General features: G+C 71.7%; 10 protein-coding genes. 3 read left to right on the top strand and 7 right to left on the bottom strand.

Annotated elements, in window-relative coordinates:
- Positions 1–21 precede the first annotated feature (21 nt).
- Both WKR98_RS09835 and WKR98_RS09830 read right to left on the bottom strand, forming a co-directional pair.
- On the bottom strand, positions 22–411 hold the full coding sequence (locus WKR98_RS09835) for a DUF4280 domain-containing protein (RefSeq protein ID WP_124687930.1): 390 nt from the start codon (positions 409–411) through the stop codon (positions 22–24).
- A 38-nt stretch (positions 412–449) separates the two neighbouring features.
- Complete coding sequence (locus tag WKR98_RS09830; RefSeq protein WP_161567698.1) at positions 450–1,058, bottom strand: OmpA family protein; 609 nt, start codon at positions 1,056–1,058, stop codon at positions 450–452.
- A 206-nt stretch (positions 1,059–1,264) separates the two neighbouring features.
- Here WKR98_RS09830 and WKR98_RS09825 point away from each other — a divergent pair, with 206 nt between their 5' ends.
- Positions 1,265–2,383 carry an ABC transporter substrate-binding protein gene (locus WKR98_RS09825; RefSeq protein ID WP_238160291.1) on the top strand — a complete coding sequence of 373 codons (1,119 nt, stop codon included), beginning with the start codon at positions 1,265–1,267 and terminating at the stop codon, positions 2,381–2,383.
- Between the two features lie 7 nt (positions 2,384–2,390).
- The gene (locus tag WKR98_RS09820) at positions 2,391–4,286 is read left to right on the top strand and encodes a hybrid sensor histidine kinase/response regulator (RefSeq protein WP_124687928.1); all 1,896 of its coding nucleotides are present in this window, start codon (positions 2,391–2,393) and stop codon (positions 4,284–4,286) included.
- Between the two features lie 12 nt (positions 4,287–4,298).
- Here WKR98_RS09820 and WKR98_RS09815 read toward each other — a convergent pair whose 3' ends face one another.
- The 3 genes from WKR98_RS09815 to WKR98_RS09805 all read right to left on the bottom strand — a co-directional run bounded on the left by WKR98_RS09815 (position 4,299) and on the right by WKR98_RS09805 (position 15,349).
- The gene (locus WKR98_RS09815) at positions 4,299–11,486 is read right to left on the bottom strand and encodes a two-partner secretion domain-containing protein (RefSeq protein WP_341432761.1); all 7,188 of its coding nucleotides are present in this window, start codon (positions 11,484–11,486) and stop codon (positions 4,299–4,301) included.
- Between the two features lie 68 nt (positions 11,487–11,554).
- Complete coding sequence (locus WKR98_RS09810; protein ID WP_341432760.1) at positions 11,555–13,195, bottom strand: ShlB/FhaC/HecB family hemolysin secretion/activation protein; 1,641 nt, start codon at positions 13,193–13,195, stop codon at positions 11,555–11,557.
- A 3-nt stretch (positions 13,196–13,198) separates the two neighbouring features.
- Positions 13,199–15,349 carry a CHAT domain-containing protein gene (locus WKR98_RS09805; protein WP_238160290.1) on the bottom strand — a complete coding sequence of 717 codons (2,151 nt, stop codon included), beginning with the start codon at positions 15,347–15,349 and terminating at the stop codon, positions 13,199–13,201.
- Between the two features lie 93 nt (positions 15,350–15,442).
- Between WKR98_RS09805 and WKR98_RS09800 the strand changes: the two genes are divergently transcribed.
- The gene (locus WKR98_RS09800) at positions 15,443–16,345 is read left to right on the top strand and encodes a LysR family transcriptional regulator (RefSeq protein WP_124687926.1); all 903 of its coding nucleotides are present in this window, start codon (positions 15,443–15,445) and stop codon (positions 16,343–16,345) included.
- A 7-nt stretch (positions 16,346–16,352) separates the two neighbouring features.
- Here the strand turns inward: WKR98_RS09800 and WKR98_RS09795 are convergent, their stop codons facing one another.
- Both WKR98_RS09795 and WKR98_RS09790 read right to left on the bottom strand, forming a co-directional pair.
- Positions 16,353–17,144, bottom strand: coding sequence for an alpha/beta fold hydrolase (locus tag WKR98_RS09795; protein WP_124687925.1), 792 nt, complete (start codon positions 17,142–17,144; stop codon positions 16,353–16,355).
- Entirely contained in the window at positions 17,144–18,346 is a 1,203-nt protein-coding gene (locus WKR98_RS09790; protein WP_124687924.1) for a rhodanese-like domain-containing protein, read from the bottom strand. Before WKR98_RS09790 ends, WKR98_RS09795 begins: the two co-directional genes overlap by 1 nt.

Raw genomic sequence — 18,346 nt, 5'->3', positions numbered from 1 at the left:
CGGGCCTGGCGGCCCGCCCCGTCAAGGCACGAGTTCGGTCACCTGCCCCGGCATGGTGATGGTGATCACCCCGCCCCAGTTGCACATGCAGGTCGAGGTGTTGTTCAGGACCGGCTGGTTGGCCAGCATGACGGTGGGCGATCCGGGCACCCAGGGACTGCTGGTCGCGGGCACGCAGGGCATGGGGGTAAGCACGCCCAGGGCGGCGGAAGTCGCCGAGGCGACCGAGGGGTTGCCCAGGCTGGCGCACATGCCGAAGGGCATGATGTTGACCATGGGCTTGTGGTCCATGATGTTGGCCGCCGGCTGGTTCGAGGACATCATCTTGTTGACGGGCAGCACCACCAGGGACGAGGGCGCCACGCCGAAACTGCATTGCAGCAGCGCCCCGTTGACGACGTGCATGGCCATGGCGGTCCTCCCGCGGCGCGCCGGAATCCGGCGCGCGGTTAAGACCCGGTGGCGATGATTTCCACGCGCCGATTCTCGGCGGCACGCGGGTCGGCCGGGTTCAGCAGTTCGGTCGGGCCCTTGCCCACCGTGCGCAGCCGCGCGGCGTCGACGCCATGGCCCACCAGGTAGGACTTGACCGAGGCGGCCCGCCGCTGCGACAGGCGCATGTTGTAGTCGGCCGACCCCACCCCGTCGGTATGGCCCGCGACGGTGAACATGCGGCCCTTGAGCTCGCTCGAGGCCAGGGCCGCGGCCAGGTTGTCGATGGACCGGCGCGAGCTTTCGGCGATCTGGTCCGAACCGAACGCGAACTGGATCTGCATGGAAATGGCGGCGGGCGCCGCCGGTGCCGGCGCTTCGGGCATCGCGGTGGCCTGGGACGAGGCGCCGGGGCGCAGCGCGCGCGTGCGCACGCCGGCGGTGGCATCGTCGCCGCCGCCGGTCTTGAGCTGGTCGATGATCTGGTTGACCGAGGGCGTCTCGGTGCCGAAGTTGCCGGACTGGGCATGCCCCGGATGCGGAATCGCGAGGGCGGCCGCGCAGGCCAGGGCCGCGGCGGCAAGGGGACCCGAGGGAAAGGCGCGGGGCCGGACGGAGGTTTTCATGGCGCGCACTCCAGGAAGATGGCAGGCGGATGCCATAGTGTGCGCAAATCCCCGGTCCGGATCGATATGCCAAGCGGCCTATCCCATCGCACGCGGGCGTGGCGCTTGCAGCGGCGCGGCGGCTGGCGGCATAGGCCCTCTGCCCTATCGCCGCGCGCGCCAGGCTTACGTAGATTGCGGATACAGCTTCCACGAATCCTCGCAACGTGTTCCGAAACTCCGCGCCGCCTCTGTTGCTGCTTCTGCGCCGGTTGGCCCTCCTATGGCTGGCCGCGCCGCTGGCCGCGTCCTGGGCGGCCGACATGACGCTCATCCTGGACGATACGATCCAGCAGTACGGCGAGTTCGCCGCGCAGATGCGCAGCGTCAACGCCGCCTCGCACCGCCTGACCCAGGGCAAGGTCGACATCCTGCCGCTGGACTCGCTGCGCCAGCTCGACGGGCAGCAGGCGGCCGCGCCGCGCTCCGGCCCCGACGACGGCGATTCCGTCCTGGCCGGCGTGCGCACGCGCAGCGCGCGCGGCTCCATGCTGCCCGACACGGGGGCCTCGGCCTCCCCGCCGCCGGCCCGCGCCGAAGGCAGCGGGCCGGGCGTGCTGGTCGCCGTGGGCCCCAGGGCGGCCCGGGCCGTGGTCCTGCGCGCCGGCAACGAACCGGTGCTGCTGGCCCTGCTGGGTCGCCTGGAGTACGAGGAGCTGCGTGCGCTGCCCGCGCTGCGCCGCCCCGATCGCGCCATAGGCGTGCTGTTGCGCGACCCGGCGGCGGCCGAACAGCTCAGCCTGATCGACGCCGTGCTGCCCGGCAAGCGCCGGGTAGGTGTCGTGACCGCACCCCAGGCCGAACCGCTGATGCGCGAACTGGCCAGCGCGGCCCTGACGTGGCCGGCCCAGCATCCGTCTCGCGGCGGCCGGCCCTGGGCCATCACCGCCGCCGACGCGCCCGATTCCCACGCGCTGACCGGCGCCTTGCAGACCGTCGTGCCCGCCAGCGACGCGCTGCTCGTACTGCCCGACCCGGTGGGGTCGACGTCCGCCGCGGCCCTGGCGCTGCTGCAATCGGCGGCCACGGCCAACCTGCCGGTCTTCGCCACCAGCGAAGCCATGGTGCGCGCAGGCGCCCTGGCGGCGCTGGTACCCGGCAACGCGCAACTGGCCGAACAGGCTCATGCCCTGACCTTGCGGCTCCGGCAGGCGCCTCCCGGCCCGCCGGTGGTCGAGGCCCCGCGGCGGCTGACCGTGCGCACCAATCCGCACGTGGCCAGGCGGCTGGGGCTGGCCCTGCCGCCCGACGACGACCTGACGGCGGCCGTGGCGCGCCGGGACTAGGGCTGCCATGCCTCCCATGCTCCCCGCCGCGCTTCGATCGGACAGCCTGCAACGCGACCTCATCCGATTGGGCGTGCTGCCGTGCGCCACCGCCGCCGTGGCGCTGACGCTGTGGTTCACCCACGAGCGCCTGGACGCGCTGGAACAGGCGTTCCGCGCCAACGGCGCGGCGATCGCGCGGCAGCTGGCCGTGGCCAGCGACCTGAGCCTGTATGCCGGCGACGTGGAGACTCTGCGCGATCTGGCCGAGAACATGGTGGCCAAGGGCATCGCCTCGCGCGTCGAGATCGGCAATGGAACGGGCATCGCCATCGCGGCGGGTCCCGAGTCGGAGAAGCTCAAGCATGCCCGCCCCTTCGCCGAGCCGGTGCGCCTGCGCGCCACGCGCGGCCTGACCGACTACCCCCGCCCCGGCGGACCGGCGCTGGACATCGGCACGGTGCGGGTATTCCTGGACGATGCCGAACACCGGAGCGCGCGCGCGGCCTCGATGCTGGCCGGCGGCCTGATAGGCGGAACGGCCCTGCTGCTGGCCTGGCTGTCGGCGCGCCACATGGCGCGCGCCGTCGCCCGGCCGCTGAAGCGGATCTCCGCGACCGTCTCATCGCTGCAAGGCGGCAAGCTGGACGCCCGCTGCGGTCCCTGTGGCCGCAATGAAATCGCCGCCCTGGCCAGCGACGTCGACCACATGGCGCAGCGCCTGCAGGACGCCTATTCGTCGCAGGAAGCGCGCATCCAGGCCGCCACCCGGGAAGCGCTCGCGCGGCTGTCGCAGGCCGAGCAGGCCACGCGTTCGCGCACGCGCTTCCTGGCCACGGCCAGCCACGACCTGCGTCAGCCGGTGCATGCGATGGGGCTGTTCATCGACGGCCTGCTGCCCACCGCCAGCCCGGCGCAGCTACCCGCCATGCAGCGCCTGCAAGAGGGCACCCAGGTCATGAGCGCGCTGCTGGATGCGCTGCTGGACATTTCCCGGCTCGACGCCAACGTGCTGTCGCCGTCCTATGCCCCGGTGCGCGTGCGCGACCTGTTCGAGCAGCTCGACGCCATGCATGGGGCGGTCGCGCGCGAGGCGGGCGTGGAGCTGGTATGGCGCGACCGGGGCCGCGCGGTCATGACCGATGCCGGCCTGGCCATGCGCGTGCTGGACAACCTGGTGCGCAACGCCGTGCGCCACAGCGAGGGCGGCCGGGTGCTGGTCGCCGCGCGGCGCGACGGCGCCGGCACGCGGATCGAGGTCCGCGACAACGGCATCGGCGTCGCGCCCATCCAGCAGTCGCGCATCTTCGAAGAGTTCTACCAGGTCGCCAACCCTCAGCGCGACCGGCGCAACGGCTTCGGCCTGGGACTGTCCATCTGCGCCCGCATCGCCCGCCTGCTGCAAACCGACATCCGCGTACGGTCCGCGCTGCGCCGCGGCAGTACGTTCTCGCTGCTGCTGCCCACGACCGATGCGCCGCCCGTGGCGCCCCAGGCTGCTTCTCCCGATGCCGCCGGCACGACCTCGCTGGACCTGGACTGTCTGCTGATCGACGACGACGAGGCCATCCTGGAGGGGACGGCCCACCTGCTGCGGCAATGGCACTGCCGCGTGGACCAGGCGCGCACCGCCGACGACGCGCTGCGCAAGCTGCGCGACGCCAGCCGGCGCTACGACGTGATCCTGTGCGACCTGCAGCTGGGCGACAGCGACGACGGGCTCGCGCTGCTGCTGCAGGCGCGGGAGCTGCGGCCGCGCGCCACTGCCATCATGATCTCGGGCACGACCACGCCGGACATCCTGCAGCGGATACGGGAAACCTCGGTCACGCTGCTGACCAAGCCGGTCGCGCCCGCCAAGCTGCGCGCGCTGCTGGGACGCTGGACACCGGCCGGGCGCGGCGCCCGGTCGGCCAGTCTCTAGGTCCCGTTCCCCCTAAAAATCCGAGCAGGCGTTGCGGCGATCGGTGGACACGCAGTTGCTCAGGTTCGGCCGCGTCCGCACCCGGGACCATTCCCGGGCCAGCACATCCCCCGCCTGCTCGACCCGGTCGCCGGCTATCGGTCCGGTGGCGAAACACATGGCCACCGGCGCCAGGTTCCGGTCGTACAGGTAGGTGGTCGGTATCTCGCGCTGGAGGTCCACGCTGGGCAGGGTATAGCTGTTCACGGTCAGCACGCCCGGCACGACGTTGATCAGATATCCCTCGGCCGAGACGAAGGGCGTGGCCGCCGTCACGGCATAGGTGCCGGCCGGGCTCGATGCATTGGCGGCCGACCCGGCCGTGCCGCTGATGCCCGCCCCGGTATCGCCCAGGATCAGGCCCTCCAGCGTATAGCCCAGGGCGGGGTTGCCGATGCCGGCCGGCCGCGACGCGCTGTCCAGCGTCACGGTCACGGTGGGCTGTTGCCGGTAGATGAAGTGGTTGTCCGCGTCGGCGACGGACGCGCCGTAGGTACGGCCGTACAGGTTGGGCAACGTACCCGAACCGGCCATGCCGCCGCGTGTCTCGCCTTCCCAGGTGTCGGCCCACACGCGCCAGCGCCCGGAGGTATCGATGCGCGCGCCGGCCGGATTCTGGAAGCGCGCCGCCGCCACCAGGTCGGCGGTGCCGCCGGTCACGTCGGCATCCAGCGTCAGGTCGCCGGACTGGGTCCGCACGACCGAGGTGTCGGCGCTTATGCCGCGCTCGGAGCCCGCCAGCAGGCCCTCGCCCGAACCCAGGGTCGGCAGCGTGACCTCGCCTATGCGCAGGGCATCGGCATCGGTATAGGCGAACGCGGCGCGCGCCCCGCCCGCCACCGTCCCGACGTGGTTCGAGGCCTGGTCCAGGCCGACGCTGCCGCCGGTGCTGCGGGCCGTCAGCGCGTCGGCGGTGATCGTTCCCGATGCGCTTTGGCCGATGTCGCCGCCCGCAAGCAGCGCGACCGTGGCGGCTTGCACGGATTGCTCCAGCGCAACGTTGCCGGCGTCCGCCTGGAGCACCATGGCCCCCGCGGCGGTCGACGCGGCGGCAACGGACAGATTGCCCGAGGTGGCCCGCACGAACGCATCGTCGGCCGTCACGCCCGCCCCGGAGACCGCCTGCGACACACCCGCCGCATCGAGGGCGCTGGCCGTCACGGCCGCCACGGCCAGGTCGCCGGCGCCTCGATAACTCAGGCTTCCGGCCGCGCTGCCCGCCAGCGCGCGCACGTCGTTGCCGCCGCCTTCGAGCAGGACGTCGCCGCCTGTCGAGCGCGCCAGCAGCGTCTCCGCCGCGATCCCGGCGGAGGTCAATTCGGTGACGTCGCCCGCGGCAAGCAGCGCCACGGCGCGGGCCCGCACGGCGGCGTCCACGGCCACGGCGCCGGCATCGGCTTGCAGGCTGGCGGTGTCGGTGGCCGTCACGTCCGAGGCAACCGTCAGGCTCCCCGTGCGCGCCGCGATCCGCACCACGCCGGCCTGCGCACCGGCCACGGTCGATGACGACAGCCCGCCCGCCGTGTCCTGGATGGCGACGGTGGCGTCGCCGACGGTCAGCGCGTTCGCATCGGCATAGCGCAATTCGGTGGCCGCGCTGCCCGCGAACACGCCGGCGTCATTGCCGGCGGCGGTCAGCGTCACCGCACCGGCCGTCGACCGGGCCGCCAGCGTGTCCGCCGTGATGCCCGCGCCGGCTTGCTGGCCGATGTCTCCGCGAGCCAGCAGGGCCACGGTTCGCGCCTGCAGCGATTGCCCGACTTGCACGCTTCCCGCGTCCGCCTGCAAGGTCAGCCCGTTGGATGCGTTCGAAGCCGCCTGGACCGACAGGTTGCCCGTGGTCGCCTGGACGATCGCATCGGTGGCCGTCAGGCCCGAAGCCGCAACGGTCTGCGGCGTGCCGCTGGCGTCCAGCGCCCCCGCCGTCACCGTTGCCACCGCCAGGTCGCCGCTGCCGCGATAGCGCAGGTCGCCCGCGGCGGATGCCGCCAACGTGCGCACGTCATTGTTCCCGGCCGCCAGTCGGACGTCGCCCGCGCTCGACCGGGCCAGCAGTGCTTCGCCTGCAATGGAGCCGGCGGCGGCTTGCGTGATGTCGCCGCTGGCCAGCAGCGCCACCGTGCGCCCCTGGACCGCGGCACCCACGCCGATCGCCCCGGTGTCGGCCTGCAGGCTGAGCAGGTCGGCGGCCGAGACGGCGGCGGCGACGTCCAGATCGCCCTTGCGAGCCGCGATCTGCGTCGTATCGGCCGAGATCCCCGACGCGGCAACGGTCTGCACGTTGCCCGCGGTGTCATGGCCCACGACGGCGGCATTCCCCAGGGTCAGGCCGTCGGCGTCCGCATACCGGAAATCGGTGGCCGCGCTGCCCGCCAGGATCCCGGCCTGGTTGCCCGCGTCCGTCAGCGTCACGCCCGCGCCGGTCGAACGGGCGACCAGCGTGCCGGCGGTGATGGCGGCCCCCGCCTGCTGGCCGACATCTCCGGCCGCCAGCAAGGCGACCGATCCGCTGTCCAGGGTCCGGTTGACCTGGACGGCGCCGGCGTCCGCCTGCAGCGTGATGGCCGTCGGCGCGGTAATCGCGGCATTGGCCGTGACGTTCCCGGCACGAGCCTGCACGATGGCGCGGTCGGCCGAAATGCCATCCAGCGCTCGGGTCTGCACGCCGTTGGTCGCGGCGTCCATGCCCAGGGCCGGCACGTTGCCGATCGTGATGCCGTCGGCATCGACGTAGCGGAAGTCGCCCGCCGCGCCGCCTGCAACCGTGGCCACGGCATTGCCCGGGTGGGTCAGCACGACGTCGCCCGTGGCCGACCGGGCCGCCAGCGCATTCGCGGTGATCGCGGCGGCGGGCGACTGGGTCACGTTCCCGCCCGCCAGCAGCGCCAGCGTGGCGGCCGTCACGTTGCCACCCAGCGCAATCGCCCCGCCTCCTTCATTCTGCAAGGTCAGGTTGCCGGAGGTCGCTACCGCGCCGTCCACCGAGATGTCGGCGGCATGCGTGTTGCTGCCGACGATGATGGTGGGCGCGTCCAGGTTCCCCATGTCGGCGTCCGACAATGAAAACCCGTTGCCGCCCGCCCCGCCCACGGAAATCCGGGTCGCGGCGTGATCGGTGGCGTTCCCCGCGGCATCGACGCCGCCCGGCCGCAGGTTGATCGACACGCCCGACCGGACCGAGGCCTCGAGCGCGATCGCATCGGCGCTGCCGTCGTTGTCGGCCCGCAGGACGACGCCTTGCTGACCGTCGATGGCGTGCGACGACAGGCTTGACGATCCGCCTTGCAGGTCGATGCCCAGGCCGCTGCCTTCGGACTGCCCCGCCACCCGTACCCGGCCCGCCTGCGCGACCAGCGAGGAACCCTCCAGGATCACACCGGCGGCGGTCGTGCCGGCCCCCTGCGCCAACCCGCGCACGTCCACGTCGCCGCTGGCGGACTGCAGATGCGCTCCTTCCATCCTGACGCCTTCCGCGCCCGCCGACGAATCGCTGCCGCCGATGCCGACGATGTCGATGTTGCCGGCCGTGGTCGTGATGATGGCGTCGTCGCTGCCACCCGACGTTATCTGCACGCCCTCGCCGTAGTTGGTGGAAACGCCGCGCACCGTGACGCTGCCGGTGGCCGCGTCGATGCGGCCGCCCTGGATGTCCACGCTGGCCACCCCGTCGCCCGCGCCCCGCAGCACGACGTTCCCGCCGGCGCCGGCATCGCTCTGGCCGACGCGCGTGTCGATGAAGCTGTCCACCAGGCGGATGGCCGGCCCGCGGTTGGAACTGGCGCTGCCGGCCACCGGGTCGCTCTGGCCATACAGGATGACCGATCCGCCGTTGGTGGTCAGCGTCGCATTCTGGAAGGCGATGGACTGGTCGCCCGACAAGGTGCCGCTGGCATTGCTGTTGAACGCCAGGTCGAGCGCGCCGGCCTCGGACACGATGCTGAACGAATCGCCGCGTATGCCGCGGTAGGCATCCAGCGCGAACTCCAGGGGCGCCGTGCCCGTCGTGCGGCGGATATCCACGCCGCTGTCTAGGGTGATGTCGCCGCCCGTGCCGCTGCCGGCCCCGGTCCCTATCCGCACGCTGGTGCCCGCATCCAGGGCGGTGTTGATGCTGAAGTCCTGGATGGTGGTATCGCTCACGGCCTCGAACGGGGTGTCCACCGGCGCCCCCGGCCCCATGCCGTGGACGATGCGGACGTCGTAGGGATCGACGATCCAGTTTCCGGCCGCGCCGGTGCCGGTTCCGGCATCGATCCGGACTCCGCTGGCATCCACGCCGCCGCCGGAAGTCTCGATCCGCCCGCCGGCCCCCGCGCCCGTGCCCCGCGCCTGGAGCGAACCATGGACGCGCAAGCCATCATCCCCCGTCAACAGCAGCTTGCCGCCGTCGCTGCTGGCGCCGGTCGCGTTCGCCTGCACGCGCGCGAAATCATCCACCGCCGCCACGGCCTCGGCCTGCACCGTCACGTCGCCGCCGCCGGTGGCGCCATCGGCCAGCAGCGCGGTCGCGCCCAGCACGCCCACGTTGCGTCCGGTGATCTCGATGCTGCCACCCCGGCCGTCCGCGCTGCTGGCATCCACTTGCAGCGTCGCGCCCACCTTGGTCGGTTCGCCCGCCAGCCAGACGTCGCTGTCGCGGCCGGCGATGCGGATGCGGCCGCCGTCCGTGGCGATGTCGGGCGCGGCCCCGCCAGGTGCCTCCAGGGCCTCCACGCTTTTTTCGATGCGCACGCCACGCGCGGCGATGGGGGTATAGGTCGCCCCCGAGGCGCCGTCGCTCTCGATGATCAAGCCGTCGCCGCCCGCGGCCCCGGTGATCAGGATGTCGCGGCCGGGCCCGGCCAGCACCCGGGCGTCGAGCAGGGACACGCCATCGACCGCCTCGATGGTGTCGTAACCCAGCACGCCGAAGATGTCGGGCGACTGGGTCAGCGCGTCCAGGTTGGAACCCTTGCCGTCGATCGTCACGTCGCCACCCGCCGACAAGGTCGTGTTGCGGATCGCCACGCCGGCTTCCGGCGTGTTCGCCGGAAGATTGTTGGCCAGCGTGGCGGCCGCCGCCGTGCCGACGATGGTGATGTCGCCCGCGGCGCTCATCGAGTGCTGCGTGCCGCCTTCGCGGCGCCCGTCTATCCGCACGCCGGCGGCCGCCACGCCGCCATGGCCGGTGATCGAGATATCGCCGCCCGCCGCTACGCCGGTACCGCTGAAGGTGACGCCTGCTCCCCCTTCCACGCCCCGGCCGGACGTCGCATCGACCGTGGTAATGCCGGTCCCGGCCGCGGCCAGCGAGCCACCCGCCGCGCAGGCGTCGTCGGCGCACAGCGATACGTCGCTCCAGCCGACGAAGATACCGTCGCGGCGGGTCTGCGCCCGGCCTTTCACGAAGGATGTACCGCCGCTCGCCTTGCCGCCGGCGACATCGCTTTGTCCGAACAGGCGCAGATCCCCGCCCCGGGTGGTGATGGTGGAGCCTTCCAGGTCGATGCTGCCGCCGCTCTCCTCGACGAAATCGCTGGCGCCCTCCAGCCGGCGCATCGCCGCCTTGCCCGAGGAATCGGCGTTGAACTCCACATTCAGCGCGCCGGCCTGCGACTCGATGCGCGATCCGTCCCACATGTCGATGTTGCGCATGGCATCCACGCGCAGCGTGGACGTGCCGCCCTGCGTCTTGACGACGCTCGCCTCGCTCTCGAACACCACGTTGCCGCTCTGCCCCCGGCCGCCGTCGAGCGCGAAGCCGGTGGCGGCCACGGTCACGTCGGTACGGTTCCCCAGCGCTTCGCCCACGGCGCCGCCCGATACCCGGCTGTCATCGCTGGCCGCGGACACCTCGGTGGCGGGCCGCGCCGCCGGCGCGGCGCCAACGATCACGTCGCCCTGCGAGGCGATCGTCCACTTGCCGTTCGCGCCGCTGCCCGCGCCGGCCGCCGAAACGTGGACCGCCCCGATCTCGACCACGCCGCCCGACGTGGTAACGGCGCCGCCCGCGCCGCTGCCCGCGGCATTCGCCGTCATGGTGCCCGCCGCGTGCAGCCCCGGGGCGTCGACGGCGATGGTCCCGCCATGGCCGGAACCCAGCGCATCCGCATGCAGCCTGCTGCCCTCGTCCATCGTGACCGCGCGCCGGCCTTCCAGCTGGATGCGCCCACCCCCGCCGTCGCCCGATGCATCCATGCGGGCCGACTGGGTACGGATACCACCGCCGTCGACGTGGATGGTGCCGCCTGTCGCCCCCGCCGCGCCCGATACGTCCAGCATGCCGCCCACGGCCACGTCGGCCTGGCCCGACGCCCCCAGGATGATCTCGCCATTGCGCGCGGTCAGCGATTGCGCGCGTATCGTGCCTTGCTGGTTGACCACGCGCTGCGCGACCTGGGTCGAATCCGCCAGCACCGCCACCCGGCCGCCGTTGGCCTGGAGCATCGCGCCGCTTTCGTTGGTGACCGCGGCCATGCTGGCACCGGCGTCCGGCGCGAAGCGGAACGTGGTCAGGCCGTCGCCCTGGAAGTCCAGCGTCACCTGGCGGGCCGATACCAGCCCCACGGTGCCGCCGTCGGCCAGGATCTTCCCTTCGCCGCCGTTGACCACCGTGGCGGCCATCAGCGCGATGGTCGATCCCGGCGCGGTCAGGGTCCCCAGGTTCGTCACGGACGCGTTGTTGGCGTCGTCGCGCTCGAACCGGAAGCGGCCCGCCATGAAATCGGCGTTACTGATGTTGAGCGTCGAGGCGACCAGGCCGCCCGTCTCCACCTTCGATCCCTGGCCGAACAGCACGCCCGCGGGATTGATCAGGAAGATCCGGCCATTGGCCGACAGCTCGCCCGAGATCCGGGACAGGTCTCCGCCCAGCACCCGGTTCAGCGCGATGCTGGAGGCGCCAGGTTGCAGGAAGCGGACCGCGTTGCCCGCGCCGATCGAGAACGAGCCCCACTCGATGATGGCGCGGTCGCTCTGCTGCTGGATGGACATGGTGTTGCCGCTCGTGACGGGCGTGAGCACGCTGCCCTGCACGGGATTGAATCCGGTCGGCATCTGGGCGCCCGCGCTGGTGCCCACCAGGGCAAGGGCCAGCGCCAGCGGACGGGGATTCCAGCGCGCCTCCGGCGCCGGGAACGCGGGCCCGCGGGCCTTGCGCGAGGAACGGGTAGCTGCACTCATGTGGTTCTCCTGGTCCCGGAGCGCGGTTCGCGCCGCCTTGGGCGCCGGTCCCCGGCCGCCCCGGGCCCTCAAAACACTTTCTGGAATTGCACGAAGATCCGGGGCTTGCGATCGCCGCCATCGGTAACCGGCGCGGCCGTGTTGCGGCGCCACGCCAGCGAGACGTTCACCATGAAATCGCCGGGCCGCGACCACACGGCGCCGATACCGAAGCCCTGCATGCTGCGGGTATTGTTGGTGTCCAGGCTGGTGGGCGAATGGAACATCCGGCCCTTGCCCACGTCGTAGAACACATAGGGCGTCAGGTCCTCGGTGGCGGACCAGCGCCACTCGACCACGCCCAGCACGCCCTCGTCCACCAGCAGTTCGCTGGACGGGAAGGCCCGCACGGCGCGCGCGCCGCCCAGCGCCAGCTTCTCGGAAGCGTCCAGGTTGCCGTTGGTCAGCTGCCCGCCCAGGGACACGTACAGGCTGTGGCGCGGCAGTACGGATTGCAGGCGCGACACCTGCCAGGTCAGCTTGGTGAAGCCGCCGTCCGTGCGGTGGCCCGCCGGCCCCTGGTCCATCGCGCGCGTCAGATCGTCCTTGATGTCCAGGCGCCCGTGGTACAGCGTGCCCGTGCTGGCCCAGTAGCCGCCGCCGAACAGTTCATCGCGCCGCTCCCAGCTCCAGCCCAGGCCCACGCCGACGACGTTCTTGCGCGCCGAATACGAGAACATGGAAAGATCGTCGCGCAGTTCCTTGTGGTCCACGCCCAGTCGCAGGAACAGGTTCTGGCCGCGCTGCCGGATGACCGGATAGTTCAACGACAGGTCGGCCACCGTGGCCCGGCCCTTCGCGCCCAGTTGCGACCAGGGCTGGCCCAGTTCATAGCGCACGCGCGAGACACCCGCGCCCAGGCGCAGGCCGTCCGTGCCCAGCGGCACCTCGTAGCCCAGCCGCCCGAAGTTCAGCGAATTGCCCTCGGACATCATGAGCCGGGCGTCCAGGTTGTCGCCCAGGCCCAGAGGACTGGCCACGCGCATGGTGCCGCCCACCCGGACCCGGCCCGATTCGCGCGTGCCGTGGTTGTCCGCGTCGAAGGCGAAGGTCACGCGCCGCGCCTGCGTCACTTCGACCACCAGGTCCGTCGTGCCGGGCTCGCTGCCCTCCTGCAGGCCGGACGACACCTTGATGCCGGGCAGATCCGACAGCAGCAGCATGGCGCGTTCGTAGCTTTGCGCGCTGACCGGCTGGCCCGGCTGCAGCGGCGCGAGGTAGGCGCGGATGCGCCCCTCGGAGATCGGCGCATCCGGCGCGACCTGGATGTCCACCTTGCCCAGCCGTCCCTCGACGACGCTGATCTCGACCCGTCCGTCGCGCACGGTCTGCACCGGCACCAGCGCCTGGGCCAGGAAGTAGCCGCGGCTGCGATACAGCTCGGTCACCTCCCGCGCCAGTGCCTCCAGGTCGGACAGCGAGACATCGCGGCCCACATACCCGGCCGCCAGCGCCTGCAATTCGTCCGCGGGTATGGCGGCGGCGCCGGTGAAGGTCACCTGCTGCAAACGGAAGCCCGCTTGCGCGGCGGGCGCGGGCGGTTCGGGCAGGCGCTGCGACGGCGCCTGCGCCAGCGGCCCGGGCGTCTGGGCCAGCGCGGCCGAGCACGCCAGCCCCATCGCCGCGGCGGCGATGCCCCGGCGATTCCATGTCTTGTCGGCACCCCGCATGCTTCAGCCCTCCACCGTCAGGCGCCAGTTCCCGATCAGGTTGAACGGCGCCCAGAAGAACGGGTGCGCCATCTTGTTGCGCTTGAGAACGGCAAGCTGGCCGGCCTGCATCGCCCGCTGGATGTCGCTGCCCTTGGCCAGCTCGGCGTACAGGGTGCTCATCAGCAGTTCCGCGGCGTCGTCGGACACCGGCCACAGCGACGCGATCAGGCTGGACGACCCGGCGGACAGGAAGGACCGCGTGAACCCCAGCACCTCGTCGCCCTGCGCGATCCGGCCCAGTCCCGACTCGCACGCCGACAGCGTGACCAGGGCCGTGTGGTTCATGTCCAGCCCCAGGATCTCGCGCGCTTCCAGGAAGCTCTGCCGGCCGTCTTCGTTGGCCAGCAGGATGCGTGAATACAGCGGGTCCACGGTATCGGCCTGCGCGTGGGCGGCCACGTGGATCAGAGGCGCGCGGGCGGCGGCTTGCTTGAACTGGGTCTTGGTGGCGGCGCTGCCCATGTAGACGTTCTTCTGCGGGAACAGCCGCGCCAGTTCCTGCACCTCGCGCTCCGCGCCCGGCAGGTCGTACTGGTCCTCGATGCGCGGATTGCCGAACGCGGTCAGGGCGGGCGAGACGCGCGGCGTCCTGCGCGCCAGCTGCACGGCGATGCTCATCGACGGCGCCACCGACATCGCGTGGCTTTCTATCAGGTAGGCGCCGTTCAGGCGCAGCGCCTGGAACGGCAGGTAGTGCAGCGGGCCGTGCGGCACGACGATCAGCCGCTGCCCGGGCGCGATGCCCAGCGGCGCGATCAGCAGTTCGCCCACCCGTGCCGCACCATCGACCGCGCCGCGCTTGCCGTTGACGATCAGGTCGCGCAAGGCATCGACCAGCTTGGCCAGGTCCTCGCGCCCGATGGGGATGGACACTTCCCGCAGTTCGGACGGCCCCACGACCCAGGCCTGCAGGCGCTCGGGCAAGGCGTGGAACTGGATCACGCGTTCGTCCGGTGCCAGTGACTGCTGCAGGCCCGACAGCGACAGCGTGGCCGTGGCCGCCTCCGGCACGCTGCCTCGTCCGCGCACCGCATCCAGCAGCGCGCGGCTGCGGCTGCGCTCGCTCAGCTCGAACGCCGCCGGCGCATTGCCCAGGTCGCTGTAGAGGCCGATCGCGCGCTCGAACACGGATTGCATGTCCGAGAATAGGCCCATTTTGAATTCGTCGCTGCGAAAGCGCGCGCGCACCGCGTCCACGCCGTCGAGCGCCTTGCCCAGCGCATCGGCCGCCGCCGGCTTGTTGCCCAGTGCGATCTCGCTGCGCGCCACGCCGTCCCAGGCCCATAGCTGGTAGTAGCCGCTGTCGGTGCCGGTCTGCCGCGTCGTGAGCGAACGGTACAGGTCCGCCGCCTCCCGCGGCCGGTTCTCGGCCAGCAGGACCCGCGCCCGCGTACGCTGCCATTGCGTGGCCAGCGCCGGATCGGACGGCTGAGCGGTGGCGTCCAGCATCTGCCGCGCCCGCGCCGCATCGCCGGTCTCGGCCAGCGCGTTGACCAGCGACACCCGAACAAGGGGAGCGTAGCGTTCCGAACTGCTGGCCAGCGCGGTTTCGTAGCTCTTGATCGCCGCGGGATAGTCGCCGCGCCGGACCTCGACGTCGCCCAGCACCTTGTGCACCGGACCGAGGACTTTCTCCGGCTCCTTGGGGGGATGCCGCAGCGCCTCGCGCGCGAAGGACTCCGCCTTGTCCAGCCGGCCCGCGTAGCTATAGGCGATCGCCAGGTCGCGATTGGCCAGCGCGGCCAGGTTGGGATCCTTGGTGGCCTGGGCCAGGTGCAGCGCCTTGCTGGCGGCGCGCACGCTCTGCCGGAACTCGCCCTGCTCGGCCAGCGCCACCGCCTGGCTGCAATACTGATAGCCGCTGAGCTTGACCGGATCCTGCGCGTACAGGATCGCGCCGTCCTGGGTCAGCGCCAGCAGGGTATCGGCGTCGGCCAGCCGCTCCTGCGCGACCTGCCCCACCTCGGCGTCCGGCACGGGCTCCTGGGCCCATGCCGCGGAAAAGGCCAGTCCGAACGCCAGCGCGCAAACGGTTCCGCGCGCGCCGCTCCAGAACATCTCCTTCCGCATCGCCCGCCCCATGCTCTCGTGCTCCACGTTCGCAGCGGGCATCTCCCGCCATGGATATAGGAACGAAGTCTAGGTAGCGTGCGCTAACATGCCTATACGCAATAGGACATAGCGCTAAAGGGGTAAGGCCGCGTCATGCAGCTGTCACTCGATCTCGACGATCTGATGCTGTTCCAATCCGTGGTGGAAAGCGGCTCGCTCACGTCGGCCGCGCACAAGCTGGGCGTGCCGCGCGCCACGCTCAGCCGCCGCCTGATCGCGCTGGAGAAAAGCTGCGGCGCGATGCTGCTCAAACGCAATACGCGCAAGGTCTCGCCCACCGCGCTGGGCCTCGACCTGCTGCAGGAATGCGCCGACATCGCGCGTGCCCGCGACAGCATCGCGCGCAAGATCGCCCGCAGCGCCACCAGCATGTCGGGCACGCTCCACGTCGCGATGCCGATCGAATTCGGCACCGCGTGGCTGGGACAGGCGATCTCGGAATTCGCGCTGGAACACAGCGATCTGCAGATCGTCGTCGACACCACCACGCGGCCCATCGACCTGATCGGCGAAGGCGTGGACATCCTGATCGCCTTCGGCGAACCCAAGCCGTCGCGGCTGACGGTGCGCAAGCTGGGCGAGATCCGCTACGGGCTCTATTGCAGCCCCACCTATGAGGCCGGCCTGCCGCAGCCCATATCCCTGGCCACGCTGCCCGCGCTCGACTGGGTGGTGACCGAGCTGCAATCCGGGCAAAGCCTGTGGAACACCGTGCCGTCGGGCGCGGGCCGCTCCGCGCTGGGCCGGGTGCGGGCGCGCGTGAACAGCATCCGCCTGCTGCGCGAGATGGTGGCCTGCGGAACCGGCGTGGGGTTGATCCCGGAGATACTCGGCCGCGACTACGTGCCCGGCGGGCGCCTCAAGCGCATCGTGCCCGAGTGGGAACCCCGCCTGCCGCTCAACGCCTACATCGTCTCGCGCACCAGCGTGCCCCGCGCCACCCGGGCGATGCTCAAGTACCTGGCGGACGCCATCCGCAAATCGCAGGACGCCTAGGGTCTGTTCACGCCTTGCCGAAGTGCCCCGCCATCATCGCCTCGAAGGCGGCCGGGTTCTCGAGCTGGGGCAGGTGACCGGCGCCGGGTATCTCCACCCACTGGCCATGCGGCATCGCCCGCGCCTGCTCGCGCATGGCCGGCACGATGACCCCATCGGCCTCGCCCGCCGTCAGCGTTGCCCTGACCGGGCTGCGCGCCAGCCCGTCGCGATAGTCGAAGCGGCTGATCGCCCGCGCGCAATGCGCGTAGCCTTCGACCGGCGTCTTCAGGATCTGCTCGCGGACCTGCGCGACCAGGGCCGGTTCTCCCGCCAGTGTCGGCGGCGTGAACCACCGCGCCAGGGTCTCGTCCACCAGCGCCGCCATGCCCTCGCGCCGGGCGCGCGCGATCCGCTCGTCCCACAGCGCCCCGTAGTTGTCCGGCGTGCTGGACGGCGCATCGCAGGCCACCAGGCTGGCCAGCCGCGCGGCATGGCGCGTGGCCAGGTCGAAACCGATCATGGCACCCAGCGATACCCCCATGAAATGGAAGCGCGCGAAGCCCAGCGTGTCGGCCAGCCGGGTAACGGAATCGGCCAGGCCGGGCAGGGTCACCTCGCCGGCGATCGGCGCCTGTCCGTGGCCAGGCAGGTCGATGGCGATCACCCGGTACGTGCGTGCCAGCCACGCAGACTGCCGCGCCCAACTGGCCCCATCGGACATGATCGAATGGACCAGCAGCACCGCCTCGCCCGTCGACGGCCCCTGCGCCGTGTAGTAAAGGCCCGATCCCTTATCGAAACTGCCCTGCGCGTTCATCACCGCCTCTCCCCTATTGAAGTACCCAGCATCATAGACTCCTGGCGCGCGATCAGGGGACCCTGGGCTTCCGAGCGGCGCTTGACGTCCAGCCAGCGCGGATCCCGGGCGAACGCGTCCCAGGCCTGGTCGAAATCCACGCCCGACCGCCATTTCAGCAGGTAGACGAAGGTGTCAGGCGCCTCGGGCGGCGTCCAGCTCCGTTCCAGCAGCAGCCCTTGTTCGGCCAGCAGCGGCGCGGCCGAGGACAGGAAACGGTCGCGCATGGCCGCGAACTTGCCGGGCGCCGCCACATAGGTCTTCAAGGCATAGGCATGGCCATCGCCGGTCTCGACCGGCAGGGCCGCATCGCTGCCCCATTGCGTCCACGACCCGTCGTAGACCCTGACGTCGCGTTCGCCCAGCTTGTGCAATGCCAGCGCAAGCACGCAGGCCGATACGCCGGATCCGCAGGAACAGACGAAGCGCGTGTCCTTCCCCAGCCCGAGCCCATGCGCCCGCATGACCTCGGCCAGCCGGTCGTCCGGCAGGTAGGCATGCGAGACCGGGTCGAGCAGGTGTTCGTAGGGCAGGTTGACGCTGCCCGGGATGTGGCCGGCCCGCAGCCCCGGGCGCGGCTCGGGCGCCAGCCCCCGGAAGCGCTCGGCGCTGCGCGCGTCCACCACCCGGGACGAGACGTCCGCCGCGGCGGCCCGTGTCGCGGCGGTATCGGCCACCGCGTCGTGCTCGCGCATCGCGCTCCAGTCCCCTTCCCGCGCGGGCGCCGCCTGGCCCTGCTCCACCGCGCCGCCGGCCGCCCGCCACGCGGGCAAGCCGCCGTCCAGTACCGCCACCCGCTCGTGGCCATAGCCCCGGAACATCCACCATAGCCGTGGCGCGGTCCGTATGCCATGGGTGTCGTACACCACGACGAGATCCCCGGCCTGGATCCCCAGCTTGCGCATGACGGCCTCGAACTGCGCCGCCGAAGGCAGCATCGTGGGCAGGCCGGACGCCGGATCGCTGATCTCGGCCAGGTCCACGAACCGCGCGCCCGGAATGTGCGCCGCCTCGAACTCGCGGCGCGCGTCGCGCCGCTCCGTGGGCAGGTGGCTGGTGCAGTCCAGGATGGCCACTCCCGCGCCGCCCGCCAAGCGGGCCAGGTCGGAGGCGGAGATCAGTGGTCCGGTCGGCATCGGGGCCGTTTCACCTTTCTTGGCCAT

This window comes from Pigmentiphaga sp. YJ18 (assembly GCF_038066655.1).
GTDB lineage: Bacteria > Pseudomonadota > Gammaproteobacteria > Burkholderiales > Burkholderiaceae_B > Pigmentiphaga.
The sequence above is the reverse complement of the archived record's forward strand: the minus strand, read 5'-3'. Positions and strand labels throughout refer to the sequence as shown.

What these genes read in the sequence shown, in the direction of transcription:
- WKR98_RS09815 (WP_341432761.1), bottom strand. Translation starts at nt 11,486, where the DNA reads ATGAGTGCAGCTACCCGTTCCTCGCGCAAGGCCCGCGGGCCCGCGTTC.
- WKR98_RS09795 (WP_124687925.1), bottom strand. Translation starts at nt 17,144, where the DNA reads ATGAACGCGCAGGGCAGTTTCGATAAGGGATCGGGCCTTTACTACACG.
- WKR98_RS09805 (WP_238160290.1), bottom strand. Translation starts at nt 15,349, where the DNA reads ATGCCCGCTGCGAACGTGGAGCACGAGAGCATGGGGCGGGCGATGCGG.
- WKR98_RS09835 (WP_124687930.1), bottom strand. Translation starts at nt 411, where the DNA reads ATGGCCATGCACGTCGTCAACGGGGCGCTGCTGCAATGCAGTTTCGGC.
- WKR98_RS09800 (WP_124687926.1), top strand. Translation starts at nt 15,443, where the DNA reads ATGCAGCTGTCACTCGATCTCGACGATCTGATGCTGTTCCAATCCGTG.
- WKR98_RS09810 (WP_341432760.1), bottom strand. Translation starts at nt 13,195, where the DNA reads ATGCGGGGTGCCGACAAGACATGGAATCGCCGGGGCATCGCCGCCGCG.
- WKR98_RS09820 (WP_124687928.1), top strand. Translation starts at nt 2,391, where the DNA reads ATGCCTCCCATGCTCCCCGCCGCGCTTCGATCGGACAGCCTGCAACGC.
- WKR98_RS09790 (WP_124687924.1), bottom strand. Translation starts at nt 18,346, where the DNA reads ATGGCCAAGAAAGGTGAAACGGCCCCGATGCCGACCGGACCACTGATC.
- WKR98_RS09830 (WP_161567698.1), bottom strand. Translation starts at nt 1,058, where the DNA reads ATGAAAACCTCCGTCCGGCCCCGCGCCTTTCCCTCGGGTCCCCTTGCC.